The sequence below is a fragment of the Mesonia sp. K4-1 genome, assembly GCF_008017825.1.
Classification (GTDB): domain Bacteria; phylum Bacteroidota; class Bacteroidia; order Flavobacteriales; family Flavobacteriaceae; genus Mesonia.
Genome location: NZ_VRLS01000086.1, coordinates 390,036 through 416,565 on the forward strand (window position 1 = coordinate 390,036; position 26,530 = coordinate 416,565).

Consider the following 26,530-nt stretch of genomic DNA (forward strand, 5'->3'; position numbering starts at 1 on the left):
GACGTTTTCGTTAACATTTTTTTTACATTCGTACTATGGAGAAAGTAAAACAAAGTCGAGCATATTCTGCACCTAAAAGTAATATCATTCAATTAGAAAAAGGGAAATTGCCTCCTCAAGCAGTTGATTTGGAGGAAGTTGTAATTGGAGCGATGATGATCGATAAAAAGGGGGTAGATGAAGTAATAGATATTTTACATCCCGATGTTTTCTATAAAGATGCGCACAAATACATATTTGAAGCTATTTTTAAACTCTTTGAGAATAGTGAACCAGTCGACTTATTAACGGTTTCTAGTCAGTTAAAGAAAGATGGGAAGCTAGAAGTTAGTGGAGGAGATTATTATTTAATTCAGCTAACTCAAAAAGTATCTTCTTCTGCGCATATCGAGTTTCATGCAAGGATTATTTTACAGAAATATATTCAGCGAAGTTTAATTAAAATTTCTAGTGAAATTATTGAAGATTCCTATGATGAATCTACAGACGTTTTTGATTTATTAGATAAAGCAGAATCTAAACTTTACGAGGTTACTCAAGGAAATATTAAACGCTCTTCAGAAACCGCACAAAGTTTAGTAATTCAGGCAAAAAAGAGAATTGAAGATATATCTAATAAAGAAGGGTTAAGTGGAATTCCTTCAGGTTTTGAAAAACTAGATCAGTTAACTTCAGGATGGCAGCCCAGTGATTTAATTATTGTAGCAGCAAGGCCAGGTATGGGTAAAACAGCTTTAACCTTATCGATGGCGCGAAATATTGCGGTGGGTCAAAATATACCAGTGGCATTCTTTTCTTGTGAGATGTCATCAGTACAGTTAATTACACGATTAATTTCTTCAGAAACTGGACTTTCTTCCGAAAAGCTAAGAACGGGAAATTTAGAAACTCACGAGTGGGAACAATTAAACGTTAAAGTAAAAGGTTTAGAAAAAGCACCTTTATTTATTGATGATACCCCATCACTTTCGATTTTTGATTTACGTGCAAAAGCAAGACGTTTAGCTTCTCAACACGGTATTAAATTAATTGTAATTGATTATTTGCAGTTGATGACAGCTGGGGGATCTCAAAAAGGCGGAAATAGGGAACAAGAAATTTCTACCATCTCTCGAAACCTAAAAGCTTTAGCAAAAGAATTAAATATACCTGTAATCGCACTCTCGCAACTATCACGTGCGGTAGAAACTAGGGGAGGAAGCAAGCGTCCATTACTTTCCGATCTAAGGGAATCTGGAGCAATCGAACAAGATGCAGATATTGTTTCGTTTATATACAGGCCAGAATATTATAAAATTGACGAGTGGGATGACGAGGAGCAAACTCCAACCGATGGTCAAGCAGAATTCATTATCGCCAAACACCGTAATGGTGGTTTAGAAAATATACGTCTTAAGTTCCTTGGTCATCTTGGTAAATTTGATAATCTAGATCAGTTTGATTATCCTTCAGAGATTCCTTCTAAAATGAATCACGACGATAATGAAAATGGAGGGTTTAGTACTCAAAACTTCCCCTCTGCCGAAGACGCATTTGGTTCATCATCGCCTAATTTAAGACAAAATGATGAGGATGATGTGCCGTTTTAAAAAGTTTGATTAACTCTATTTTCTAAATAATTATACTTACTTTTAAGTATGAAGAAAATACTTTTATTTACTGTTTTATTCTTTGTTCTTTCTATAGAGTCTTATGCATCTTATGTATTGATTCCTATGGATGCTGATACTCAAAAAAACCATTTGAAAGCCTATGGGATTACTTATTGGGTGCTGGCTAAACAGCAAAAAGTAAAATGGCTACTTAATTATAGAGGAGGATCTTTTTTAATGCCAGATACCGATGCTTTGAGAAAAGAATGTCAAATTAGAGGTGTTTCTTTTGAGTTGCTGAGTAACGCTAAAGCGGAATCAATTTTAAGTGAAATTGAAAGTCCGTCTCAGAATATGGATGCCGTAGTTCTAGAAAAAGCTCCTAAAATCGCTGTTTATACCCCTAGTGGAAATGCTCCTTGGGATGATGCTGTAACGATGGTTTTAACTTATGCAGAAATTCCTTACGAAACCATTTATGATAAAGAGGTTTTAGACGATGAATTGCTTCTTTACGATTGGCTACATCTACATCACGAAGATTTTACCGGTCAATATGGTAAATTCTATAAAAGATACCGAGCTACTCCTTGGTACATTGAAGAAAAGAAAAACGCAGAAGCTTTAGCAAATGAATTAGGTTATCAAAAAGTATCTGAAGAAAAATTGGCAGTTTCTTTAAAAATTAGAAACTACGTAGTAGGTGGAGGATTTATGTTTGCTATGTGTAGTGCTACAGATAGTTTTGACATTGCTCTCTCTGCAGAAGGGGTAGATATTTGTGAACCTATGTTTGATGGTGATGCTAGTGATCCTGCTTACCAGAGTAAAATAGACTATTCAAAAACCTTCGCTTTCACCGATTTTGTTTTAGAAAGAAGTCCCATGGTGTATGAGTTTTCATCTATCGATATGACTACTAAAAGAAGAATCCCAAGAGAGATAGACTACTTTACTTTAATGAATTTTTCGGCAAAATGGGATCCTGTACCTACTATGCTTTGTCAAAACCATACCGCTTTAGTTAAAGGTTTTATGGGACAAACCACTTCTTTTGATAGACAGACTATCAAATCTAATGTATTGGTGATGGGAGAAAATAAAGCCAATGGTGAGGCTCGTTATATTCACGGAATAAAAGGAAAAGGCTTTTTTACCTTTTATGGAGGTCACGATCCAGAAGATTACCAACATAAAGTGGGGGATCCAAAAACAGAGCTTTCTTTACATCCTACTTCTCCAGGATACCGACTTATTTTAAATAACGTTTTATTTCCTGCAGCTAAGAAGAAAAAGCAAAAAACCTAATTGTTTTTGGGTCGTATGTAAAACTCTTTATCTGGTAATACCAATATTTCTACACGTCTGTTTTTTTGTTTATTTTTCTCTGAATTGTTCTCTACGATAGGTTGTGTTTCACCGTATGATTCTGTTTTGTAGGTGTAATCACCTTTGCCATCCAAAATTTCATGAATATATACTTCTACAGCGTCTGCTCGGTTTTTTCCTAATATATAGTTATACTTATCGTCCGCATCACTATCCGTATGTCCAGAGATGATGATGTCTGCTTTAGGTATTTGTGAAATCACTTTTTTAAACTCTTCCAACTTTTTTAAAGCGGTCTCTTTTAATTCATACTTATCTGTATCAAAAAGCAAATTAGCGTCTACATTTAGTTTTAAAACTCCACCTACCGTTCCAATAGCATCTATATCTGCTCCAGCGGTAGGTCCGCTACAAAAAGAGGCTAAATCTGTAAGTCGTATGTAATAATAAATTGCTTCTTTTTCTTTTGGAATGTTAGCACGAGCAATATCTATTTGTGAAGTCCCGCCATCTACTTTTCCTACATTGATCCAAGTTTTATTGTCACTAGAGATCTCTACTTTAAAAGCTTCAATTGAAGGGCCGATCTCAAAAAAATAAAGATCAGGTCCATCAATATCTATAAAACCATTGTCTTTAAAAACAGCTGTAATTTGGCCTTGACAACCTAAAGAAAGGTATGATTGGTCTAAGTATTTTTCATAATCTGGTTCTCCAGCAGCTGCTTGCGGATTGCTATACTCTGGTAAAGCTGGAGGATTTCCTTCTCGGAAGTCAATAAGTGTATCTGCAAAAGCTACATTACCTAAAGGAATGAATACTTGAGATTGATTTTTTAACCGATAAAACTTCTTAAACTTAATTAGGTTGACAGGAACTTGAGCAGTTGCAGTAATACCTATAAGCATTCCGATAATAAGAAGTAGAATTTTTCGCATAATTATAAAGATAAAAAAACCCTCTCTAAAAGAGAAGGTTTTTAATATATGAGAGATAAATGGGTTGCAAATTTATTTTACTTTCTCAATAATAGCTTTAAAAGCCTCTGGGTGATTCATAGCTAAATCGGCTAAAACCTTACGGTTTAATTCGATTCCGTTAGCTTTTACTTTTCCCATAAATTGAGAATAAGACATTCCGTGCATACGAGCACCTGCATTAATACGGGTAATCCATAAAGTACGGAAGTTTCTTTTCTTTGCTTTACGGTCTCTATAAGCATATAACATTGCTTTTTCAACCGCATTTTTTGCTACTGTCCAAACGTTTTTACGACGTCCAAAGTAACCTTTTGCTTGCTTCATCACCTTTTTTCTTCTGGCTCTTGAAGCTACTGAATTTACTGATCTTGGCATAATTTTATTATTTTTGTAGTAGGCGATTCATTTTCACGAATTCTTTGTAAGGCCTAACTCCAGGGTTATTAAATTGTTTTAACCAATTAAACGGTCAATTACTTTAAACGTAATTGAAGTTTAATGTTACTCTCATCTGCTTTATGTACTAATGTACTATGAGTTAAAGCAAGCTTACGTTTTTTAGACTTCTTTGTTAAGATGTGACTTTTAAACGCGTGCTTTCTTTTAATTTTACCAGTACCTGTAAGCTTAAAACGCTTTTTAGCACTAGATTTTGTTTTCATTTTAGGCATAATATCCTTAGGTTTTATTTATCTCTCTCTATATAATTTTGACTTCTACGATAGAAGTTACTTTACTTTTTTAGGAGCAATGAACATGGTCATACGTTTACCTTCTAATTTAGGCATTTGTTCTACCTTACCATATTCCTCAAGGTCTTGAGCTAAACGAAGTAGCAAAATTTCTCCTTGATCTTTAAATACAATAGAACGTCCTTTAAAGAAAACATATGCTTTAAGTTTCGCACCTTCTTCTAAGAATTTTTTACCGTGATTTTTCTTGAATTCATAATCATGATCATCTGTATTAGGACCAAAACGAATTTCTTTAATCACAACTTTAGAAGCCTTTGCTTTTAAAACTTTTTCTCTTTTCTTTTGTTCGTAAAGGAATTTCTTATAATCCATTGCTTTTGCAACAGGAGGTTTAGCATTTGGTGAAATCTCAACCAAATCTACGCCTAGCTCTTCTGCTAAAGCTAATGCTTTTTTGATAGGATAAACACCCATCTCCACATTATCACCAACTAAACGAACTTCTTCTGCGCGAATTTTCCCGTTAATTCTGTGCGGATCTTCCTTAATTTCTCTTAAAGGTTTTCTTGATTTTTTTCTACGTATTGCTATGACTTTATAATTTTAAATTAAACTTCAAATGTTTTTAGAGTAGACGCAATTTCATTCTTTATAATTTCAGAAAATTGCTCTACACTCATGGCGCCTAAATCCTCGCCACCATGTTTACGTACAGAAACTGTGCCGTCTTTTTCTTCTTGTTCTCCGACAATAAGCATAAACGGTAGTTTGTTCATTTCGGCTTCCCGAATTTTTTTACCCATCGTTTCACTTCTGTTATCTATACGGGCGCGAATTTCGTTATTTTCTAGCAAATTTAAAACTTTTTGCGTATAATTTTCATACTTCTCGCTTAAAGACAAAACAATAGCTTGTTCTGGCATAAGCCAAAGTGGGAAATTACCACCCGTATGCTCTAACAAAATAGCGATAAAACGTTCCATACTTCCAAAAGGAGCTCGGTGAATCATCACAGGTCTGTGAAGTTCATTATCACTGCCTTTGTAAGTCAATTCAAAACGCTCTGGTAAATTATAATCTACTTGTATAGTCCCTAATTGCCAACTTCTACCTAACGCATCTTTAACCATAAAATCTAATTTAGGTCCGTAAAATGCTGCTTCTCCTGTTTCTACTACGTAATTTAAATTCTTTTCTTTAGCTGCATTGATAATAGCATTTTCTGCTTTTTCCCAATTTTCATCTGCACCTATATATTTTTCTTTATTTTCTGGATCTCTAAGAGAAACTTGAGCTGTAAAATTTTCAAACCCTAAAGAACCAAAAACATATAGCACCAAGTCAATTACCTTTTTGAACTCCTCATCTAATTGATCTGGAGTACAAAAAATATGCGCATCATCTTGAGTAAAACCACGAACACGAGTTAAGCCGTGTAATTCTCCACTTTGTTCATATCTATAAACTGTACCAAATTCTGCAAAACGCTTTGGTAAATCTTTATAAGACCAAGGTGAAGCATTGTATATTTCACAGTGGTGTGGGCAATTCATAGGTTTTAATAAAAACTCTTCTCCTTCATTTGGTGTGGTAATAGGCTGAAAGCTATCTTCTCCGTACTTCGCATAATGACCCGAAGTTTCATAAAGTTCTTTCTGACCAATATGCGGAGAAACTACCATTTCATAACCAGCTTTCTTCTGTGCTTTTTTTAGAAAATTTTCTAAGCGCTCACGTAAAGCAGCACCTTTTGGAAGCCATAATGGCAGACCTTGTCCTACTTTTTGTGAAAAAGTAAAAAGCTGTAGTTCTTTTCCTAATTTTCTATGATCTCGTTTTTTAGCTTCTTCTAATAGCTCTAAATATTCTTTTAATTCTTTTTGCTTCGGAAAAGTAATTCCGTAGACTCTTGTAAGTTGCGGATTGTTTTCGTCTCCTCGCCAATAAGCTCCAGCGACACTCATTACTTTTACTGCTTTAATAATACCAGTATTAGGAATATGTCCTCCTCGACACAAATCTGTAAAGGTATCATGATCGCAAAAGGTAATATCTCCGTCAGTTAAATTTTCAATTAATTCAACTTTATATGGATTGTTCTCGTTTTTATAAAATGCTAATGCATCGTCTTTGGATACTTCACGCATGTCAAACTCGTGTTTTCCACGAGCAATCTCTAGCATTTTATCTTCAACCTTTTTAAAATCGTTATCAGATATTTTATGTTCTCCAAAATCTACGTCATAATAAAAACCATTGTCAATAGCAGGACCTATAGTTAGCTTCGCTTCTGGATATAATTTTTGAATTGCCTGAGCCAAAACGTGCGCAGAACTATGCCAAAAAGCTTTTTTACCTTGATCGTCTTTCCAAGTATATAGAACTAGAGAACCATCTTGCGTAAGGGTTGTTTTCGTTTCTACTGTGGTACCGTTAAAACTTGCAGAAATCACATTTCTGGCTAAACCTTCACTAATACTTTTGGCAACTTCTAAAACAGTAGTGCCTTTCTCAAATTCTTTTATACTGCCATCTGGCAAAGTTATTTTTATCATATCAAAAATTTAATCTTGCAAAGATAAAGCTATCTGCGGTCTTTACAATATGCTAAGTTTTATTATTTTTTAATTTCTACGCTCTCTTGAGGTGCTTTAAAAAAGCCGTCTTCGGTTTCTAAAAACTTAAGATTAGAGATTTTTGCACTTCCTATAGGTTCTCCATAAATCCCTTCTTCTTCACTCCAATTATAAAAAGACCAGTCTTTTGCAAAAGCAACATTACTTACACTAAAATAATTGTCATAAACAATGGCGTGTGGGTTTTCTTCCGCAGTAGCGGTATCTTTCCCAAAAGTAACGATATAAGCTGCTGCTTTCATAAGTTTTGTTTGTTTATCGGAATAAATTACATACCAATCATCTGGTGCGTCTCCAATATTATCGCCAAAGGTAAGTTTTGCTGTATCGTATGTAGTTTCATTAAGGTTGCCTTCATTCAAATCTTGCCAATTTGTACCAGGATCTGTTAATTTAAATGGTAAAGCAAAAAAGTACGTCCAAGTGAACATATCAAATCTAGCTCCGTCATAATTATTTTCTTCAGGAAATAGGGACACTTTTTCATTATCATACATTAACACAGTACCATCTTCCTTTTCAATTTTAATTTTGCTAGAATTGGTGAGCATCGTAATCTTAGCTTTCATTCTTTGTTTACCTCCAAACATTAAATCTAATTGAAACTGAACCGCTTCCTGACTTTTAAAATCGGAGGTTTGATGAGCAGATTGAATGTTGGCAGCAAATTGTTCGGCTGGTGTTAATTCCTTTTTCTGTTCTACCTCTTTTTCGATAATAGGTTCATCTTTAGTTTCTTTTTCAGCTTTTTTCTCTTCTTGACAAGAAAATAAGACGAAAGCAGTACACAACAATAAAATATATTTTTTCATAGTGGTTTGAACTTTATTAAGCTGCTAAGTTAAAAAAATAAAAAACCGTTTCAAGATGTATGAAACGGTTTTTTTACAATAAATATGATCAACAAAAAATTTACTTTATCATCTCAAAGCTTCGTTTTACAAAATTAGTTAACTCTTCACCTTTTAAAAGGTTTTGAGACAACCTAGCCAAGTCTAACGACTGCTTAATTAACTTCCCTTGAGTTTCTTCATCGCTATTTAAAATAGTAGATATTAACTCATTGTTAGTATTTACTACCAAATTGTACATTTCTGGCATATTACCCATACCAAACATTCCACCGCCACCGGTTTGTTGCATCTCTTTCATACGACGCATAAACTCTGGTTGTGTAATGATTAACGGAGCAGAAGAACTATCCATCGCCTCTAATTGAACTGTATATGTCTTTTTAGGAACTACTTTTTCAAAATCGGTTTTTAGTTTCTCTTTTTCTTCTTCAGAAAGTTTAGAAACCTGTTCTTCTTCTTTTTTAATAAGGTTATCTACGTGATCACTATCCACACGAACAAAAGAAATGTTTTCTTTAGAAGTTTCTAATTTCTGAATCAAGTGCGATACAATAGGAGAGTCTAATAAAAGAACTTCATAACCTTTAGTTTTAGCAGCTTCGATATAACTGTGTTGTTCGTCTTTATTAGAAGCGTAAAGGATTATCGTTTTCCCATCTTTATCAGTCTGGTTTTCTTTAATCTTCTCTTGAAGTTCCTCGAAAGTGAAATAATTTTTATCTACAGTTGGATATAAGGCAAACTTATCTGCTTTATCAAAAAATTTATCTTCAGAAAGCATTCCATATTCAATAACTACTTTAATATCGTCCCATTTCTTTTCGAAATCTTCGCGATTGTCATTAAATAAAGACTTTAATTTATCTGCCACTTTACGAGTGATGTAGCTAGAAATCTTTTTTACCGCTCCATCAGCTTGTAAATAAGAACGAGATACGTTTAACGGAATGTCTGGAGAATCTATTACCCCACGTAACATCGTTAAAAACTCAGGAACAATACCTTCTACATTGTCGGTTACAAAAACCTGATTTTGATACAACTGAATTTTATCTTGTTGCATCGTCATATTATTACTCAATTTAGGGAAGTATAAAATCCCTGTTAAATTGAAAGGATAATCAACATTTAAGTGAATATGAAAAAGAGGTTCTTCAAATTGCATAGGGTACAATTCGCGGTAAAAACCTTTATAATCCTGTTCTTCTAATTCGGTAGGTTGTTTAGTCCAGGCTGGTTCAGGATTATTAATGATGTTGTCTACGGTTACTTTCTTAGCTTCTTCATCTTCAGGAGCGTCTTCAGCTTTAGGAAGTTCTTTTTCTTTTGTTCCAAACTTAATAGGAACAGGCATAAACTTGTTATACTTCGTTAAAAGCTCACTAATCTTACTTTCTTCTAAAAACTCTTTTTCATCATCATTAATATGAAGAATAATTTCAGATCCGCGTTCTTTCTTATCGGCATCTTCAATAGTAAAATCTGTAGTTCCTTCGCAAATCCAATGCGCAGCAGGTTCATCTTTATAAGATTTAGTAATAATCTCTACTTTATTAGCTACCATAAAGGCAGAGTAGAAACCAAGACCAAAATGACCAATTATACCACTGTCTTTAGCAGAATCTTTATATTTCTCTAGAAACTCTTCAGCGCCAGAAAAAGCCACTTGGTTAATGTACTTTTCAACCTCCTCTTTAGTCATCCCAATTCCTTGGTCGATGATGTGAAGCTTTTGATTTTCTTTATCAATTTTAACTTCAATCTTTGGGTTTCCGTACTCAACGTCTGTCTCTCCAATGCTAGTTAAATGCTTCAATTTTAATGTTGCATCTGTTGCATTAGAAATTAATTCGCGCAAGAAAATTTCATGATCACTATAAAGAAATTTCTTAATTAAGGGAAAAATGTTTTCTACTGAAACATTAATTTTTCCTGTTGCCATATCTATATTTTTTTTATTTAAACTTTGTTTTCTTATTTCCCTAATGTCAAAAAAAATACCATTAAAATTAAAATGACAAACTGGCATACTAGAAGTGTAATAACTTCTATCTTTTTACGCCTAAACAATAGATTATATTTAACAAAGTTTTGTTTAATGTTTTTAATTAATAGGTTAACAAAACTGTATCTTTGATTCAAATAGAATGTTATGGAGAAGAAAAAAACTGTTACGAAAAAGAAATCAGTAAAAATGACTACAGAAAAATGGATCTCTAGTTATATGGAATATGTTTTAGAACACGAAACAGTTCCTAAGTCTGTTTATAAGTTTGCGAAAGAAAACAAATCTAACGAAGAAGAATTTTATCAATCTTTTGGAAGCCTAGAAGCTATTCAAAAAGAAATTTGGGAACAATTTTATATAAAGAGTGTCACTTTAATGCAAGCTGCACCCGAAGTGGATTCTTTTTCTAATAGAGAAAAAATGCTCACTTTCTTCTATACTTTTTTTGAAATGCTTACTGCAAATAGAAGTTATGTTCTCTTTATGCTGAATAGAAATGAAAGCACACTTAAGAACCTAGAACAGTTAAAAGGTCTGCGGAAAAATGTAAAAAATTTCGCTAAAGATTTAATTGCTGAAGATAATGACGCCAAAAATATAAAGTTGCTTCAAAAGAATGAAACCGTTTTTTCTGAAGGTTCTTGGTTGCAAATGATGTTTTTACTGAAATTTTGGATGGATGACAATTCTCCTCAATTTGAGAAAACCGATGTTGCCATAGAAAAGTCTGTCAATACTATTTTTGATGTCTTTGATAATACACCTTTAGAACGTGTATTAGATTTTGGAAAGTTCCTCTTTAAAGAAAAAATGGCTTAGAAAATGAAATCAATAGATAAAATACCAACGGGAAAACTCGGGCGCACCACAGAGATGGTGAAAACTGGTGTTAAAATTGGCGGAAACTACTTGAAGTATTATAGTAAGAAAGCTTTTGATAAAGAATTAAGCCGAGATGAACTGGATAACGATAATGCGGAAGATATTTATGACGGACTAAAAAACCTTAAGGGAAGTGCTTTAAAAGTAGCGCAAATGCTCTCTATGGAAAAAAGTTTGTTGCCAAGTGCTTATGTTGAAAAATTTAGTTTAGCTCAGTTCAGTGTTCCACCGCTTTCGGCTCCTTTGGTTAGAAAAACCTTTAAAAAGTATAATGGAGAATACCCTGAAGAATTATTTGATACGTTCGATTCTAACTCAATTAACGCAGCAAGTATAGGTCAGGTTCATCAAGCGACGAAAGACGGTAAGAAGCTGGCGGTTAAAATTCAGTATCCTGGTGTTGCTGAAAGTATAAGTTCAGATTTGGCGATGGTAAAACCTATTGCTACAAGAATGTTCAATTTACAAGGAAGTGATTCTGATAAATATTTTAAAGAAGTAGAAGGAAAACTGATTGAGGAAACTGATTATATTTTAGAGGTAAAGCAAAGCAAACATATCTCTCAAAAATGCGCGCAAATTGAAGGTCTGCGATTTCCTAAATATTATGAAGACTTATCGAGTGAGAAAATCATTACGATGGATTGGATGCAAGGTCAGCATTTAAGTGAATTCACGAAAACCGATTTTAAGAAAGAAGAGGGAGATAAAATAGGACAGGCTTTATGGGATTTTTATATGTATCAAATGCACGAGTTGAAAGCGGTTCATGCAGATCCTCATCCTGGTAATTTTTTAGTTGATAAGGATAAGAATTTAATCGCTATTGATTTTGGGTGTATTAAAGAAGTTCCTGAAGAGTTTTATACACCTTACTTTGAATTGGCGGTTCCAGAGAATATCAATAACAGAAAGTTTTTCTTAACAAAATTGTCAGAATTGGAAATTTTACGTCCAGATGATTCCGATAAGGAGATAGATTTCTTTTCGGAATTATTTTACGAGATGTTGAGTCTTTTTACGAGTCCGTTTCATAATGAAACTTTTGATTTTTCTAACGAAGAATTTTGGAATAAGATTTCCGCGTTAAGCGAAAAATACAGTAAAGATACAGAGCTGCGAAAAATGAATGGAAATAGAGGAAGTAAGCATTTTCTATATATCAATAGAACATTTTTTGGCTTATATAATTTGCTTCACGATTTGAAAGCAGAAATTAAGGTAAATAACTTTAAAAAGTATTTAAAGTAAACTAGTTGTCATATCTAGTTGATTGGTTAGTGAAAAGAACAGGCTTTACGAAGCCTGTTTTTTTATTATACAAGCATATATCATGAATGCTCTTAGATTTTGAAAACTACTTCTTTTTAAAATTTTTAAAGAGGTATGGAGCGGTAAGTCCGTGAATTAATATGGAACAAAAGACGATGAGAATTACAATGGAATATAGCTTATCTTTTTCTAAGACTTCAATTCCTTTTTCTTTAAGATACATAAATGCCCAAGACAGGTAGAATAATGATCCAATCCCTCTAATGCCAAAAAAACTGAGAACTAATCGTTCCTTAGTTTTAATTTTGGTGTTAACTAATCCTATCATACCGCAGACTGGTCGTAAAATTAAAATACAGCCTACAGCTACTGCAATAGTCATCCACGAAATGTCATCAAAAACACCATTTAAAATGCTACCTCCAAAAAGGACAACCCAAAGCACCAAAAGTAAACGCTCTGTTTCTTCAACAAAACTATGTAGTTTCTTTTTGTAATCATCATTAATATGATACGAGTTTCTAACGGTTAGGCTTGCAATAAATACAGCTAAAAATCCATAACCGTGAATAAGTTCGGTCACACTATAACAACAAATTGCAATTGAAAAAGCCAATAAACCGTCACGGGTTTTAACGTTTAAACCTTTCTTTAGGTAATGCTGTATTCTGGCTACTAAATAACCAAACAAAAGTCCCGAGGCTATACCAATCCCTATTTTTAGAAAAACTTTGTCACCTAAGTAGGAAAGCCAATCAAAACCTTCAATTCCATTATTTTCAATGAGAAGTACAGCTAAATAGGTAATAGGAAAAGCCAAGCCATCATTTAGTCCAGCTTCACTTGTTAAGGAAAATTCGGTTAAATTTTTCTCTCCTTTATCTTTATCTACAAAAGTATCTTTAAGTTGAACTTCTGACGCTAAAACAGGATCTGTAGGAGCTAAAACTGCTGCAAATAATACTGCTAATGGTATAGATAATGAAAAATAACTAATGCCTAATAGAAAAAATGATAAAATGGTTAAAGGCATAGTAATAGCAATAAGCCTTAACGGAATCTTCCAGTTTTTCTTTGCGTAATGAAGATTGATTTTTAAACCAGCACTCATTAGAGATACATTAACAATAATCTCTGATAACAACATAATTTTGTCATCTTTCCAAAATGGTGCAGGCCAATCAAACGGAATGCCCAACCAAAAGGTGCACATTCCCAAAACCAATAAAAAAATGGGGTAACTTATCTTCGTAATTTTTGATAATGATGGTAACCAGGCCATTAATAAAAAGCAAGTTCCCAGTACGGCTAATAAGATAAGTTGTTGATGCAATGTTGGTGATTTTATATACGAATATAAAGAAATTTAATTATCAAATCTTTATAATGATGACGCTTAATAACATAAAAAATTAATCTTTTAAAGGTTGAGAATATTGGTCTTATGCGTGCATACAATTAGTAAAGTCAATTTTTCTATACAATACTAATAATATGTATATTGCTTGCGCAGATAAAATTCTCAATACTATTTGCTCAACTTTAATAAAAAAATATGTTATATCAATCTAAAATAGCGGGACTGGGGAGTTATGTTCCAGAAAATGTAGTGACCAATGATGATTTATCTAAAGTGATGGACACTAACGATGAATGGATACAAGAGCGAACTGGTATAAAAGAAAGAAGACACATTAAAAAGGGTGATGGTAACTCTACGGCGACTATGGGTGTGAAAGCAGCCAAAATCGCTTTGGAAAGAGCCAATATAGATAAAAATGATATCGATTTAATTGTTTTTGCAACACTTAGTCCAGATTATTATTTCCCTGGTTGTGGAGTGCAAGTGCAAGAAATGTTAGGAATCCATACTTGCCCAGCCTTAGATGTAAGAAATCAATGTAGTGGTTTTATTTATGGATTATCGGTAGCCGATCAATTTATAAAAACGGGAATGTATAAAAATGTCCTCCTTATCGGAAGTGAAAATCATAGCGGAGGTTTAGATATGAGCACCCGCGGAAGATCTGTCTCTGTCATTTTTGGCGATGGAGCTGGAGCAGCAGTACTTACCAGAAGTAACCATAACGGACAAGGGATTCTTTCTACTCACTTACACTCCGAGGGAAAGCATGCCTTAGAACTTTCTTTAAAGGGGCCGAGTACTATGCATTGGGTTCCAGAAATTATTGAAGAAAACCCTCAAGAAGACATTCCGTATTACCCATATATGAACGGACAATTCGTATTTAAAAATGCGATTGCTCGTTTTTCGGAGGTAATTCATGAAGGTTTACAAGAAAACGGATTGGAAGTAAAAGATATAGATATGCTTATTCCGCACCAAGCGAATTTAAGAATAGCTCAATTTATTCAGAAGAAATTTCAATTAAAAGACGAACAGGTTTATAACAATATTCAAAAATACGGTAACACTACGGCAGCATCTATACCTATTGCTTTAACTGAAGCTTGGGAAAAAGGAAAAATTAAAGAGGGCGATCACGTGGTATTAGCAGCTTTTGGTAGTGGCTTTACGTGGGGTAGTGCAGTAATAAGTTGGTAAAAAAAGAAAACCCTTGGGGATCAGCCAAGGGTTTTTATAATGATTTCCGTTAGTTCAATTTTTTAAAGGCTAATTCAAATAAATTACCAACATCTTTCTATCTATAAGACGATTGTTGTTTAAAAAAGTTGCATCAAAATTTACTTTTAACATTTTGATAACGAGTACTTAAACTTAAATTAATCCCGCTATTCTCATAGCGGGACCAATTTTGATTAATCAATACTTCACTAACCATAACTACTGTACTGATTAACCGTTCAACTAAATAAAACAAATGTCTCTACCTTAATGACGACATAAGTTGAGATGCGTTGCACAGCTAAATATTTTTAACTTTTTATTAACGAAGTTGAAAGTGTAATAATTTTTAGTAGATTGAAATTGAGGTGTTAAGAGTTATCTTTAAGAAGGTTTATTTTCTCTTTTCTTTCTGCTACTAAAGAACTTCCCTTGTAAATTTTTACATGAAAACTATCAAATTCAGTTTTATTCAAGATTTCTGTATTTGAAATTTCTTTAGCTAATTGTAATTTATTTTCTATAAAGTCTTCTTCAATAAGTATGTCATCAGCATAATATAAGTCTAAATTTATATTCTGACTTGTCTGAAGTTCACTATCTATATAACCGCTTTTAAAAGACCAAGATAATTTTGTTTGTTGAGTGTCCTTAAACTGATCTTTAAAATCCTTTTCATTGGTTTTAAAAGAAATGTTTTTTGCAGTATGTTTATCACTCACGCAAGAGTTTAATAATAGTATAGCAAATAAATAGAATATTGATTTTTTTAAAATGTTAGAGTTCGTTAAATGGGATTGTAAATTCATGATTTTAAAGTAGATTTAGTGTTATAAAATTTATATGAAAGTATATTTTTCTTTCTGACGATTTAAAATTAAAACCGTTACACATTAATTTATGGAAAATAAGAAAACATTGGTGATAGGAGCTTCTTTAAAAGGAAATAGATACTCTAATATTGCTATAAATAGATTAAAATCCTATCATATAAATACAGTAGCAATAGGTCTGAGAAATGGCGAAGTAAATGGTGTTAAAATAGAGACAGAGCAGAAACTATTTAATGATGTACATACAGTTACTTTGTACCTTAATCCTAAACGACAAGAACCGTATTATGATTACATTGTTAAACTTCAACCTGAGCGTGTAATCTTTAATCCAGGGACAGAAAACCCTGAATTTTATAAACTACTAAGAGAAGCAAATATAGATGTTGAAATTGCTTGTACGTTGGTTTTACTTTCTACGAATCAATATTAAGCCAATAAAAGTTAATGCGCCATTCACAATAAGTAATTCATAATTAAAGTGGTAACCACCAATATATTCTGGAGGAATACTACCAATAATATAAGTTATAATTACAGAAATAATAGAAACTAACCAGACCCACCTATCTTTAATCTTTATTTTAGTGAAAATCCCGAAAGTAAACAAACCTAATAAAGGTCCGTAAGTGTAAGAAGCGGCTTTTAGAAGTAAATCGATTACACTGCTATCTAAAAGATATTTAAAAGCAACAATTACTAAAATTAAAAGAACACTAACTCCTAAGTGTACTTTCTTTCTTAAACCTTTTTGAGCAATGGCCTTTTTCTTTTTAATATCTAAAAAATCTACACAAAAACTGGTGGTAAGCGAAGTTAGAGCACTATCTGCGCTAGAATAAGCTGCTGCAATCAAGCCTAAAATAAAAATAATACCCAATCCTATTCCCATATTTCCGTTAAGGGCAATTTCAGGGAAAAGTAAATCTGTTTTTTCTTTTCCGTCAAGCATTGGGATAGCAATACCATTTTGTTCAGCATAAATGAAGAGTAAAGCTCCCAAAAAGAGGAACAGAATATTAACAGGTACAAAGACAAGACTGTAAGAAAGCATATTTTTTTGAGCGTCTCCTAAACTCTTACACGTTAGGTTTTTTTGCATCATATCTTGGTCTAAACCAGTCATACAAATGGTAATAAACATTCCGCCAAAGAAAGATTTCCAAAAGTAATTCTTGGCTAGAAAATCATTAGTAAAAAAAGTTTTGGTATAGGGTTGTAACGATTCCGCGGAAAAATAATCGGCAAAAGTCCAATTTAATTCGTTGCTAATGAAATAGATAGCTATAGCCACAGAACTTAACATAAATAAAGTTTGTAGAGTATCTGTCCACACAATAGTTTTAATCCCGCCTCGAGCGGTATAAATCCAAATTAAAGCGATAGAAATGACTACGGTAAGAATAAAAGGAACTCCCCAGCTTTCAAAAACAAAATACTGTAAAACCGTCGCTACTAAAAATAGTCTAAAAGCGGCTCCTAAAACTCTAGAGATAAAGAAGAAAAACGCTCCTGTCTTATAACTTACATTTCCAAAACGCTCCTTTAAATATTCATAAATAGAAGTAACATTAAGTCGATAATATAATGGTAGTAGGACAAAGGTAATGACCAAATATCCCACTAGGTATCCTAATACTACTTGCATATAGCTAAACTGTGAATCTTTTACCCAGCCTGGGACAGAGATAAAGGTAACACCCGAAAGCGATGCACCTACCATGCCAAATGCTACTACATACCATTGAGATTTTCCTTGGGCTTTAAAGAAAGCATCATTAGAATCATCTTTACCAGTGAAGTAGGAGATAAGCATTAATACGCCAAAATAAGCGGCTATAAGAATGAGGATAGTAATGGGTTGCATATATACAATAATTAAGAATATGCAAACTTAGGATTTATAATAGTTTTAAATAAATAAACCCACTTAATATTAAGTGGGTTTAGATTCATTTATAAATATATTAAAATTTGTCTATTTTTTTTATTCCATAGATAGCTCCTAAAATTAAGCCTAGACCTATAAAGCCACTAATTGGAGCTGCAGGAGCACTTTCATCATCTATGCTATCTAAAAATGACGGTAGAGATTGAGCATAAGTGCTAAAGCAAAAACTTAAAAATATAAGGAATAGAATAATATAAAGTCTATTTTTCATATTGGGAGGTTTTATTCTTTAATAATTTTTTTTGTGATTACATTATTCTCATTTTTTAAAGTAAGGATGTAAATCCCACTATTTAAATGTTGAATGTTATTTATCCTAAATTCGTTATTTTTAAACTCGACTTCTTTACTATAAACTTCTTTTCCTAAAATAGAAGTGATTTTTAAATATGCTTTTTTACCCTTTAAAAGTGTAGAGTTTATGAGTATTTCATTGTTAAAAGGGTTAGGGTATATAGTGAAAAAGCTTTCTTTTGTTTCTACATTGAGACTATTTTTTTTAAATACTATAGAAAAACGATTAGGATCTATACTCGCAGAAATACTTTGGTCTACTACAAATGAAACCATATTACTGCCATTGTTTAATTCTTCTTTTTGTTGTAAATAGTTATCTACTAGATAAGGGGTTACATCTTCAAAATTAGGCACAACGATTTTGAACTGATATTGGCCCGATCTGTAATTATTGTTGAAAAATTGAATTGATTCACCAACTATTGGTAGAGCTCTTTTCTCAATACTTAAGTATTGATTGTTATTAATGATAGCAATGTTTTCATCTAAATTACCTAATTTACCTGCATCTTCACCTGTGACGTTATTGGTAAATTGATTATTATAAAACACCATAAAACTATCCGTCAAATAGCTTTGTGTGCTATTAGACTGAGCAAAAAGCTGAACCGTTAATTGTAAATCATTTTGAGAAGAAGGTTTAAATACCTCCGTTAAACTTTGATTCACTTTATCTGCTTGAGAGAAAACAACTTCAGGATTATTCCCTGTGGTTCTTAGAAAAAATGCTTGGTTAGGTTGTACGTATTGATTTGCTTCAGATCCATCAGAATTTGTTCCTGAAGGTAAATCCACTGTAACATATGCGCCTCTACTATTTTTATTAGGATCCCATATGTAGTATTGGTTGGTGTTAATATTAGTGGAACTAGCTAAAACCTTATTTATATCAATTGTAGCTTGATAAGGATTTCCTATAAAGTTAAAATTATCGTTTGTGGGGTTGAGTTGAGCAGTAGGTACTACAAAATTAATAGCCGGACTTGTTATGGTTCCTTTCATTCTCAAACGAGTAGTGTCTGGCGATGTACTATTATCGGTTACATCAATACCTCGGCTTCCACGAACCATTAATCGATAAGCAGTCCCTGCACTTAACGTGTTAGAGTTAGAATTGCTTACTGGATTCCAATTTGAATTTACATTATCAAAAGTAAATAGGGAAGAAGCACCAGAAACTGTAGCATCAAAACCATTAGCTCCACTAGGTGAGCCTGTAATATGCGTTCCATATCCAGGATTAGGGTTAAAATTCGTTGATGTATCTCTGTTATTTACTCCTTCTTGCCAATTTTCTTTAATGCTTGTAGTCGTATTTACAGAACTACTGATAAAACGATAAGCTCTTTTTGGCGGAATAATACGCTCTATAGTAGCTTCACCATTAACAACTGCAGATGCACTTAACGGACCTAATGTCCCAATTTGTGTAGGTGATTTACTTGCAAAAACTAAATCTCCGTCAATTTCTACTTCATCACCATCAATTTTTAAATAATGTTGCATTGTAAATGTACTTCCTGCGGAAATATATAAGTTATGGGTAGAAACATCTGCAGAAGTTGTAAAATTATCGTAAAACAATACATCTTGATCATTTAAGTTATCTATTGCATTGTTGTTTACCCATGCTCCATTTGAAAATACTAAGTAATCTAATTCTCCAGGGTTAGCATTAGCATAAGAATCATTAATAAATTCTCCTGTAAAAATGTTTTGGTAATCTCTGTCCTTATCAGCGACATCAGTTTTTGTATCATCGATTAGCGTGCCATCTGCTGTATTCTCTGTTCCACCTTCATACAGTTGCCATCTTCTTCCTGCACCAAAATACATGGCAGAAGTCCCTTGCATAAAGTTAGTGTTTGCATTTAAAGCACCAAATTCCGCAACAAAAGAGGAAAGATCATTTCCTCTAGAAATTATTAAAAATCCGTTCGCTGGAACTGTAGTGGGTATATAATCTTTTAAGTCCCAAACTACTCCTGCTGTTAGCATTACAAGTTTGGTGGTAGTCAAGTCTATTGCATTAGATGAATTATTATAAATCTCGATATATTCATTACTTGATGAAGAAGCATCGGATACTTCTGTGATGAAAATAACTCCAGGAGTAGGAACAGAAGGAGCATCTGTAATATCAAAAGTGTTGCTGGTGATACTTGTAAATAATCCGTCGGAAGCAGTTAGAGTTACACCTGATGCTATTGCATTATGGTTAAGTGTAGAAAAAGTAGCCACACCGTTTATAGGAGCTTCAGTAACTGGAGATCCACTTAAACTTCCAGAAGAGTTAATCGTGATATCTAAGTTATAATCGTAATCAATATTTCCGTTGGTATCAACACCTGATACGCTCACAGCAGGACTCATATTTTGATTTACGATAGCTGTAGTAGGTTGCTGCGTAAATTGAAGTTGTGTCGCATCAATATCAATAGTAAAACTATTTCCGGTAACGGAACCTAAGGATAATGGATCTATAATATTAGAACCGTTTGTGTTAGCTTTAAAACCGTGCCCTGAAGAGGGGATCTCTAATTGAATAATACTGCCATCTACAATATTTGTTGTGTTTAGATAAATACCTAATAGAAATTCTAGAGAGGCACCATCAGCGATACTTATAGGTGTACTAAAATCTAATGTAATTAAATGATCACTAATCGTAACCGTTGGAGAATAAGTGTTTAAGTTTTCATCGATTAGGGTAATTCCTTGTAAAAGGTCTGTCCAATCGGCGGTATTATGAGGTCCTGGGACAAAACTCATTTGAGTTACATTAGTTGCTAAGCCATCACCACTCGCTTGATCTTCAATTATAAATCCAAAAATATCTTCAGCTGTACTGCTAGTGGTTGTATTTGCGGCGGTTACAATACTAGATGTTACTTGGGAGGAAGGTTCGTAAATTTCTGTGGTGATATCTAATGAACTATCAGAAACTGCAATGGTATAATCTTCAAACTCCCCATCATCTATATTAGAACATGGATTTGTAGGATAATTATCAAACCTACAACCAATTCTCATTCTTACATTTCCTGTAATTGCACTTGTTGGAATATTTATAGCTAACGGACTTAAATTGGTAGAGCCGTTAGAAACGTCATTGGCGTTTCCTAAGTCATATTCCTCTCCTGCATCTAAAAAATCTCCATTATTATTCCAATCTATCCAAGCTTTGGAGTAAACTGTATAGTTTCCCGCAGTATTTAGGTTTACTGTCAAATCTTCGCTAGTTCCTTTGATTACAGTAGCTGTTTGTGAAGTAAAATCATGATAACCACTAGGATCTGCTCCCGAACTATTGTTTAAATCACTAAAATCAACTAAAGTTATTGATGTGTTAAAAGTTGTATCACCATTTACTGTACAATAGGTTAGTGATGGTGCATATTGTTGGCTTCCGTCATTTTCATTTCCTGTAGTTATTATATAATCATTGCTTGCATTAGAACAGAAAGCAAATACTTGAGCATAATAATCATTACCCACCGTTAATCCTGTTATTGTAGTAGAGGTTGAATTACCGTTATACACTACTTTATTGCCTGACCCTTGATCTACAGCTAAACTAAAATCATTATTACCAGTATCAGAACTGTAATCTTGTCCATCTAAAGGTGTGAATGATGCGTTAGTTCCTTCATTTAATACTAAAATATAGCTGTCACCTCCCGTGGCAGCATTCCAATTTATATCTACGCTGGTTGAGGAGTTGGGGGTAAATGATATATTAGAAGCTTGAGCAGTAGGTGCCCCACTACAATTTACTGGTTGTGTTATTGCAACATCATCAACAATCAAGTGACCTGGTTGATCATCACTCAATATTCTTATATATAAAGAAGTTGAAGAATTGTTCAAAGTGTAACTGAATTGCTGGTATACTTGTCCAGAAAAGTTTTGAGGTGTAGTAATATCTGTAAAAGTAGTACCATCGGTAGATAGTTGAACTTGAAAAATCCCTCCACCATTGTTTAATTCGCGATACCAAAAAGATATTTCACCAATTCCTGTTGTTATTTCTGGAGTGGTAAGTGAAGATCCTGACTTATCATCATTAATTCTAGCTGCAAATCCTGAGTTGCCTCTAGAGTTTCCAGAACTTTCTTGAAATACATTAACTAATTGCCAATTTCCGCTAGATAAATTTACTGTTCCAGTGGTATAAGAATTTGAAAGACCTGAATTAAAGTTTTCATTAATCTGTCCCCAACTCGTAAATATTGAAAAAATATAAAAAGTTAGAAAAATGATTTTTTTTTGATTAAAGGGTAGTAGTTTGTTTTTCATAAGTATTAGTTTTTGAAGTGCTAAATTAGATTTTACCTATGAAGAGAAGTTTTTCTAAATTTTAGGTTTTTGTTACCATAACTTTGAGTAAGAATAGATTAGCGTTTTTAATCGGTAAATTAAGCATTAAATCGATTTTAATACTTATTAGAATTAAAGCATATTTAATTTGGGTAATGTTTTGTTAACGATAAAAGATGATGAGCAGAAATAGTTTTGAACATCGTTATTTATATGAGATAAGAAGAGACCTTTCCCCAGCATTTCATCAAAAATGTAATTAAAAAGGATGACCTTCTATAGGAGAATATCAATTTACTAATCACTAGGCAGTGAGGTTATCTTTTTTATTAAGTATAACGTGTTTAAAATTAGATATTTTGTGTGTAGGTTGATTTGTCTCAGAATTATATTACCATGTGGTTTTTAAAAGATGAATTTAATTTAGTAATCTCTAAGATAAGTAGAACCTTCTTTTAGGTAAACTGATTTTTTTCCGTCATCTATTCTAAACTTTACGGGAAGAGTTTTCCGATCTTTGATGTTTTGTGTGAAAATTTCTAAATGAAGATGTGGTCCTGTAGACCAACCTACATTTCCGCTATAAGCGATAAGCTCCCCTTTTTCAATTTTCTGCCCCACCTTAACTGCAGAACCTTTATATTTAATATGGGTGTATTCAGCAAAAGTACCATCCTCGTGATAAACAGTGACAAAATTGTTGTAGCGGTTACAATTAGATGTAAGACACGATCTATTATATTTATCTACTACTTTAATGATAATCCCTTTTCTTACTGCTAAAATTTTAGATCCTATAGGCATATCAAAATCTAATGCATTCTTATTCTGATGAGAAAATTTACCATTATAGCCTTGGTAAATTGAATACGATTTACTTGTCGGAAAAGGTAAATCGTATTCAAAAGATTTAGAGTTTTCTGATAGAAAATGATTGCCAATATTATAAGCTATATTATAATTGAAACCATAAGCCTCATTCTTTTCCTTGATGTTTAATTCTAAAACTTTAAACTTCTTCGCTTGAGCTGGAATAACAAAAATTCTTTGATTATCTTTTGAAGATTTTAAGTTTTTCAAACTAAAATTGAACTCTACAGAGACTGGACAATATTCGTTATTGTTTGCGTAAATAACATATCCGTTTTCAGTTTTTTCGTCATACACCTTAAGACCTTTTTGAGCAAAAGAAGTTAGGGTTATGAATAAGAAAACTAGAAATAAAAAGGAATTCTGCATGATGTAAAATTGATTTTATAAAATAAGATTTTAAATGAGTTTATGAACACTGACACTATGACACTTGCTTGTTTTTATGATTATCATGTTTTTGATAACCAAATATTTAATATAGATTACCTAAATAAAAAGTTTATTTTTTTAACTTAGTGTTTTTATAAACTAATTGACATTTAAAATACAATTATTTTAGTCGGAACTATTGATTTTAAAAATAAATTAAAGATTCTTTCTGAAAGTTGTATTCTGTCGACAGTTAAATAATATAACTTGTAAAATGGTATTTAAGTATATTTTTTTGTTATTAAAATCATGATTGTTTTAGGGAGAAATACATTTATTTAATACAGGTTTTTTTTAAAATATAGGAGTCGGTATAGTATGCCAAACGGTTTTAAAAAAAACAACAAGTTAGAGTGAAATTACGATGCGTTCCGATTCGAGAAGAGATAAAAAATCGTAATTAAAAAAAATCAATTTTTCAGAAATCAAACTAAAAATTATGATTGAAAAGAGTGAAAATTATTTATAAATAAAAAATCGAAAAGTTTAAATTTTATAAACCTTCAACGATTTGGAGAAGAGCTTTTTTATCGAGTATTTGGATTCGTTTTCCTGCTGTTACAACCAACCCTTCTTTTTTCAATTTAGTAAGCGTTCGAATTAATAATTCGGTTGCAGTTCCAACTACATCAGCAATATCAGCTCTAGAAAGTTGGAGGTATAAATACCCATCTTTATCTATTCCAAAATTTTCTTCTAAGTAAAGTAAAACTTCAGCAAGACGCTGTCTTACCGATTTCTGTGCCATATTAACAATAATGTCATCTGCAAACTTTAATTCTTGTGCCATATGCTTTAAAACGGCATTGGTGAAAACAGGATTGGTTTGTAATGGCTCTTCAATATGGGATTTAGGAATAAAACAGACTTCCATATCTTCAAGGGCTACGGCGCTTAGATTAGTGGCTTCTGAAGAAATAACTGAACGATGACCTAATACCTCTCCTTTCGTAGCAATTTTCACGATTTGATCACGTCCATTATCACTCATTTTAGAAAGTTTGGAGATACCATTTCTTACGCAAAACACGCCACCTAAGCGTTCTCCTTCTTTGAAAATGATCTCACCTTTTTTAATGGTTTTGGTTTTTTTGTTATCGGCCATTTGCTTTAATTCCTCTTTTTTTAAGGCTTTAAAGCTATTCATTTGTCTGATAATGCAATTCTCGCAACGCGAATGTTCGTGATCACTCATAGAATTGCAAAAATAGTTTAATTAAGCCTCATATTGAAAAATTGAAACCTTTATTTATTGATAATCATTTTTGATTCAGTGATTAATTAGCCTGAAAAACAAATAGTTTTTAGCAATTTATCTATCAAAATTAGAGAAATTGAGTCTTATGAGATGAGATTTACTGTATTTAGAGCTTCCTTTTTTTGTAAAGTTGGGTTTTTTACTTTCTATGAAAAACAATAAAACCCCAGAAAAATCTGGGGTTTTATATAAAAATCTATAGGTGTATATTAATTAAAAGAAGCCCATTGGTTTTTTATCGTAAGAGATTAACATGTTTTTTACAACACGATAATGATCTAAAGCCATTTTATGGTTTTCACGACCAAAACCAGATTCTTTAACTCCACCAAAAGGTGCATGAGCAGGATAGGTATTGTATTGGTTTACCCAGACTCTACCAGCTTGTATTGCTCGTGGTACTTGGTATAATTCGTGAGCGTCACGTGACCAAACCCCTGCGCCTAGACCGTAAGGTGTGTCGTTTGCAATAGCAATAGCTTCTTCCGTTGTTTTAAACGTTGTTAAAGCTACAACAGGTCCAAAAATTTCTTCTTGGAATACACGCATTTTATTGTTTCCTTTTAAAATAGTGGGTTGAACGTAGTAACCGTCGGCTAATTCACCTTCATAATTACCAGCATCACCTCCAGCTAACACCGCTGCACCTTCTTCAATACCAATTTTAATATAGTTTAATATTTTTTCGTATTGTGCTTTAGATACCTGAGAACCAATCATAGTTTCTGGATCCAATGGGTTTCCTGGTTTCACTAATTTTAAGCGTTCTTGCATTTTTTCTACAAAACGATCTGCAATATCTTCGTGTACTAAAATACGAGAAGGAGATGTACAAATTTCACCTTGATTTAAGGCAAACATTAATGCACCTTCTACAGCCTTGCTAAAAAATTCATCATCTTGATCTGCTACAGATGGGAAGAAAATATTAGGAGATTTTCCACCTAATTCCATAGTTACAGGAATAATATTTTCTGCTGCATTATGCAATACCGTACGTCCTGTTTCTGTAGAACCTGTAAATGATAATTTAGCAATACGTTTAGATGTTGCTAAGGCTGCACCAGCTTCTTTACCAAAACCAGTTACAATGTTTAGTACACCTGCAGGTAAAATATCACCAATTAGTTCCATTAAGGCCATAACACTCGTAGGTGTTTGTTCAGCGGGTTTTACCACTGCTGTACAACCTGCTGCTAAAGCTGGTGCAATTTTCCAGGCTAACATTAACATTGGAAAATTCCAAGGAATAATTTCACCAACAACACCAACTGGTTCGTGTAATACTATACTAACAGTATCTTTATCGTGTTCAGAAATACTACCTTCATCTGCACGAATAACTCCTGCAAAATAACGGAAGTGATCGATACAGTAAGGAATATCTGCCGCACGTGCTTCACGAATTGGCTTACCATTATCAATAGTTTCTAAGGTTGCTAAATACTCTAAGTTATCTTCCATAACCTGAGCAATTTTTAATAACGCATTGCTACGTTCTGTTGCAGATGAGTTGCTCCACGCTGGGAAAGCCTCGTGTGCTGCATCTAATGCAAGATCGATATCTTCTTGTGTAGATCTTGCTGCTTGGGTAAATACTTTTCCATCTACGGGAGATCTGTTTTCAAAATATTGACCTTTAATTGGGTCAACAAATTTTCCTCCAATAAAATTCCCGTATCTTTCTTTAAAATCGGGTTTTGTTACATTTGCCATATTACTGTGTTTTAATTT

At 33.0% G+C, this 26,530-nt stretch carries 21 protein-coding genes; 6 read left to right on the plus strand and 15 right to left on the minus strand.

Annotated elements, in window-relative coordinates; genetic code table 11:
* The first annotated feature begins 35 nt into the window (after positions 1-35).
* Positions 36-1,589, plus strand: a complete 1,554-nt coding sequence (gene dnaB, locus FT986_RS14060) for a replicative DNA helicase (protein ID WP_111541542.1) — start codon at positions 36-38, stop codon at positions 1,587-1,589.
* A 48-nt stretch (positions 1,590-1,637) separates the two neighbouring features.
* Complete coding sequence (locus FT986_RS14065; RefSeq protein ID WP_187248641.1) at positions 1,638-2,900, plus strand: asparagine synthetase B; 1,263 nt, start codon at positions 1,638-1,640, stop codon at positions 2,898-2,900.
* On the opposite strand, the gene FT986_RS14070 is transcribed toward FT986_RS14065, so the two are convergent.
* The 7 genes from FT986_RS14070 to htpG all read right to left on the minus strand — a co-directional run bounded on the left by FT986_RS14070 (position 2,897) and on the right by htpG (position 10,028).
* Positions 2,897-3,859, minus strand: a complete 963-nt coding sequence (locus FT986_RS14070) for an OmpA family protein (protein ID WP_147865597.1) — start codon at positions 3,857-3,859, stop codon at positions 2,897-2,899. The genes FT986_RS14065 and FT986_RS14070 overlap by 4 nt on opposite strands.
* Before the next feature lie 72 nt (positions 3,860-3,931).
* A complete protein-coding gene (rplT, locus tag FT986_RS14075; RefSeq protein ID WP_111541544.1) occupies positions 3,932-4,276 on the minus strand; it encodes a 50S ribosomal protein L20 in 345 nt (114 codons plus the stop codon).
* A gap of 98 nt (positions 4,277-4,374) precedes the next feature.
* The gene (rpmI, locus tag FT986_RS14080) at positions 4,375-4,572 is read right to left on the minus strand and encodes a 50S ribosomal protein L35 (protein WP_073147228.1); all 198 of its coding nucleotides are present in this window, start codon (positions 4,570-4,572) and stop codon (positions 4,375-4,377) included.
* 57 nt (positions 4,573-4,629) lie between these two features.
* On the minus strand, positions 4,630-5,145 hold the full coding sequence (infC, locus tag FT986_RS14085) for a translation initiation factor IF-3 (protein WP_255505992.1): 516 nt from the start codon (positions 5,143-5,145) through the stop codon (positions 4,630-4,632).
* A gap of 59 nt (positions 5,146-5,204) precedes the next feature.
* Complete coding sequence (gene thrS, locus FT986_RS14090) at positions 5,205-7,151, minus strand: threonine--tRNA ligase (protein WP_147865598.1); 1,947 nt, start codon at positions 7,149-7,151, stop codon at positions 5,205-5,207.
* A gap of 62 nt (positions 7,152-7,213) precedes the next feature.
* On the minus strand, positions 7,214-8,044 hold the full coding sequence (locus tag FT986_RS14095; RefSeq protein ID WP_147865599.1) for a DUF6503 family protein: 831 nt from the start codon (positions 8,042-8,044) through the stop codon (positions 7,214-7,216).
* A 100-nt stretch (positions 8,045-8,144) separates the two neighbouring features.
* Positions 8,145-10,028, minus strand: coding sequence for a molecular chaperone HtpG (gene htpG, locus FT986_RS14100; RefSeq protein ID WP_147865600.1), 1,884 nt, complete (start codon positions 10,026-10,028; stop codon positions 8,145-8,147).
* Positions 10,029-10,238: 210 nt separating this feature from the next.
* Between htpG and FT986_RS14105 the strand changes: the two genes are divergently transcribed.
* The gene (locus FT986_RS14105; RefSeq protein WP_147865601.1) at positions 10,239-10,913 is read left to right on the plus strand and encodes a TetR family transcriptional regulator C-terminal domain-containing protein; all 675 of its coding nucleotides are present in this window, start codon (positions 10,239-10,241) and stop codon (positions 10,911-10,913) included.
* Positions 10,914-10,916: 3 nt separating this feature from the next.
* Entirely contained in the window at positions 10,917-12,227 is a 1,311-nt protein-coding gene (locus FT986_RS14110) for an AarF/ABC1/UbiB kinase family protein (RefSeq protein ID WP_147865602.1), read from the plus strand.
* Between the two features lie 106 nt (positions 12,228-12,333).
* On the opposite strand, the gene FT986_RS14115 is transcribed toward FT986_RS14110, so the two are convergent.
* Positions 12,334-13,581, minus strand: coding sequence for a sodium:proton antiporter (locus tag FT986_RS14115; protein ID WP_147865603.1), 1,248 nt, complete (start codon positions 13,579-13,581; stop codon positions 12,334-12,336).
* Positions 13,582-13,803: 222 nt separating this feature from the next.
* Between FT986_RS14115 and FT986_RS14120 the strand changes: the two genes are divergently transcribed.
* Entirely contained in the window at positions 13,804-14,814 is a 1,011-nt protein-coding gene (locus FT986_RS14120; RefSeq protein ID WP_147865604.1) for a 3-oxoacyl-ACP synthase III family protein, read from the plus strand.
* A gap of 392 nt (positions 14,815-15,206) precedes the next feature.
* Here FT986_RS14120 and FT986_RS14125 read toward each other — a convergent pair whose 3' ends face one another.
* Positions 15,207-15,644, minus strand: a complete 438-nt coding sequence (locus FT986_RS14125; protein ID WP_147865605.1) for a hypothetical protein — start codon at positions 15,642-15,644, stop codon at positions 15,207-15,209.
* Between the two features lie 91 nt (positions 15,645-15,735).
* Here FT986_RS14125 and FT986_RS14130 point away from each other — a divergent pair, with 91 nt between their 5' ends.
* The gene (locus FT986_RS14130; RefSeq protein ID WP_147865606.1) at positions 15,736-16,101 is read left to right on the plus strand and encodes a CoA-binding protein; all 366 of its coding nucleotides are present in this window, start codon (positions 15,736-15,738) and stop codon (positions 16,099-16,101) included.
* Here the strand turns inward: FT986_RS14130 and FT986_RS14135 are convergent.
* The 6 genes from FT986_RS14135 to FT986_RS14160 all read right to left on the minus strand — a co-directional run bounded on the left by FT986_RS14135 (position 16,078) and on the right by FT986_RS14160 (position 26,512).
* Positions 16,078-17,535: a sodium:solute symporter gene (locus FT986_RS14135; RefSeq protein WP_147865607.1), complete on the minus strand. Its 1,458-nt coding sequence runs from the start codon at positions 17,533-17,535 to the stop codon at positions 16,078-16,080. The genes FT986_RS14130 and FT986_RS14135 overlap by 24 nt on opposite strands.
* A 100-nt stretch (positions 17,536-17,635) precedes the next feature.
* Positions 17,636-17,830, minus strand: a complete 195-nt coding sequence (locus FT986_RS14140) for a hypothetical protein (RefSeq protein WP_147865608.1) — start codon at positions 17,828-17,830, stop codon at positions 17,636-17,638.
* Between the two features lie 11 nt (positions 17,831-17,841).
* Positions 17,842-22,215 carry a GEVED domain-containing protein gene (locus FT986_RS14145; RefSeq protein ID WP_147865609.1) on the minus strand — a complete coding sequence of 1,458 codons (4,374 nt, stop codon included), beginning with the start codon at positions 22,213-22,215 and terminating at the stop codon, positions 17,842-17,844.
* 444 nt (positions 22,216-22,659) lie between these two features.
* Positions 22,660-23,475, minus strand: a complete 816-nt coding sequence (locus tag FT986_RS14150) for a M23 family metallopeptidase (protein ID WP_147865610.1) — start codon at positions 23,473-23,475, stop codon at positions 22,660-22,662.
* A gap of 556 nt (positions 23,476-24,031) precedes the next feature.
* Positions 24,032-24,733 (minus strand): Crp/Fnr family transcriptional regulator, encoded by a 702-nt coding sequence (locus FT986_RS14155; protein WP_147865611.1) that lies wholly within the window; start codon positions 24,731-24,733, stop codon positions 24,032-24,034.
* Between the two features lie 276 nt (positions 24,734-25,009).
* Positions 25,010-26,512, minus strand: coding sequence for an aldehyde dehydrogenase family protein (locus FT986_RS14160; protein ID WP_147865612.1), 1,503 nt, complete (start codon positions 26,510-26,512; stop codon positions 25,010-25,012).
* Positions 26,513-26,530 lie beyond the last annotated feature (18 nt).

Excerpts from the sequence above, each read along its gene's own strand:
- dnaB (WP_111541542.1), top strand. The coding sequence starts at position 36 with ATGGAGAAAGTAAAACAAAGTCGAGCATATTCTGCACCTAAAAGTAAT.
- FT986_RS14065 (WP_187248641.1), top strand. The coding sequence starts at position 1,638 with ATGAAGAAAATACTTTTATTTACTGTTTTATTCTTTGTTCTTTCTATA.
- FT986_RS14070 (WP_147865597.1), bottom strand. The coding sequence starts at position 3,859 with ATGCGAAAAATTCTACTTCTTATTATCGGAATGCTTATAGGTATTACT.
- rplT (WP_111541544.1), bottom strand. The coding sequence starts at position 4,276 with ATGCCAAGATCAGTAAATTCAGTAGCTTCAAGAGCCAGAAGAAAAAAG.
- rpmI (WP_073147228.1), bottom strand. The coding sequence starts at position 4,572 with ATGCCTAAAATGAAAACAAAATCTAGTGCTAAAAAGCGTTTTAAGCTT.
- thrS (WP_147865598.1), bottom strand. The coding sequence starts at position 7,151 with ATGATAAAAATAACTTTGCCAGATGGCAGTATAAAAGAATTTGAGAAA.
- FT986_RS14095 (WP_147865599.1), bottom strand. The coding sequence starts at position 8,044 with ATGAAAAAATATATTTTATTGTTGTGTACTGCTTTCGTCTTATTTTCT.
- htpG (WP_147865600.1), bottom strand. The coding sequence starts at position 10,028 with ATGGCAACAGGAAAAATTAATGTTTCAGTAGAAAACATTTTTCCCTTA.
- FT986_RS14105 (WP_147865601.1), top strand. The coding sequence starts at position 10,239 with ATGGAGAAGAAAAAAACTGTTACGAAAAAGAAATCAGTAAAAATGACT.
- FT986_RS14110 (WP_147865602.1), top strand. The coding sequence starts at position 10,917 with ATGAAATCAATAGATAAAATACCAACGGGAAAACTCGGGCGCACCACA.
- FT986_RS14120 (WP_147865604.1), top strand. The coding sequence starts at position 13,804 with ATGTTATATCAATCTAAAATAGCGGGACTGGGGAGTTATGTTCCAGAA.
- FT986_RS14125 (WP_147865605.1), bottom strand. The coding sequence starts at position 15,644 with ATGAATTTACAATCCCATTTAACGAACTCTAACATTTTAAAAAAATCA.
- FT986_RS14130 (WP_147865606.1), top strand. The coding sequence starts at position 15,736 with ATGGAAAATAAGAAAACATTGGTGATAGGAGCTTCTTTAAAAGGAAAT.
- FT986_RS14135 (WP_147865607.1), bottom strand. The coding sequence starts at position 17,535 with ATGCAACCCATTACTATCCTCATTCTTATAGCCGCTTATTTTGGCGTA.
- FT986_RS14140 (WP_147865608.1), bottom strand. The coding sequence starts at position 17,830 with ATGAAAAATAGACTTTATATTATTCTATTCCTTATATTTTTAAGTTTT.
- FT986_RS14145 (WP_147865609.1), bottom strand. The coding sequence starts at position 22,215 with ATGAAAAACAAACTACTACCCTTTAATCAAAAAAAAATCATTTTTCTA.
- FT986_RS14150 (WP_147865610.1), bottom strand. The coding sequence starts at position 23,475 with ATGCAGAATTCCTTTTTATTTCTAGTTTTCTTATTCATAACCCTAACT.
- FT986_RS14155 (WP_147865611.1), bottom strand. The coding sequence starts at position 24,733 with ATGAGTGATCACGAACATTCGCGTTGCGAGAATTGCATTATCAGACAA.
- FT986_RS14160 (WP_147865612.1), bottom strand. The coding sequence starts at position 26,512 with ATGGCAAATGTAACAAAACCCGATTTTAAAGAAAGATACGGGAATTTT.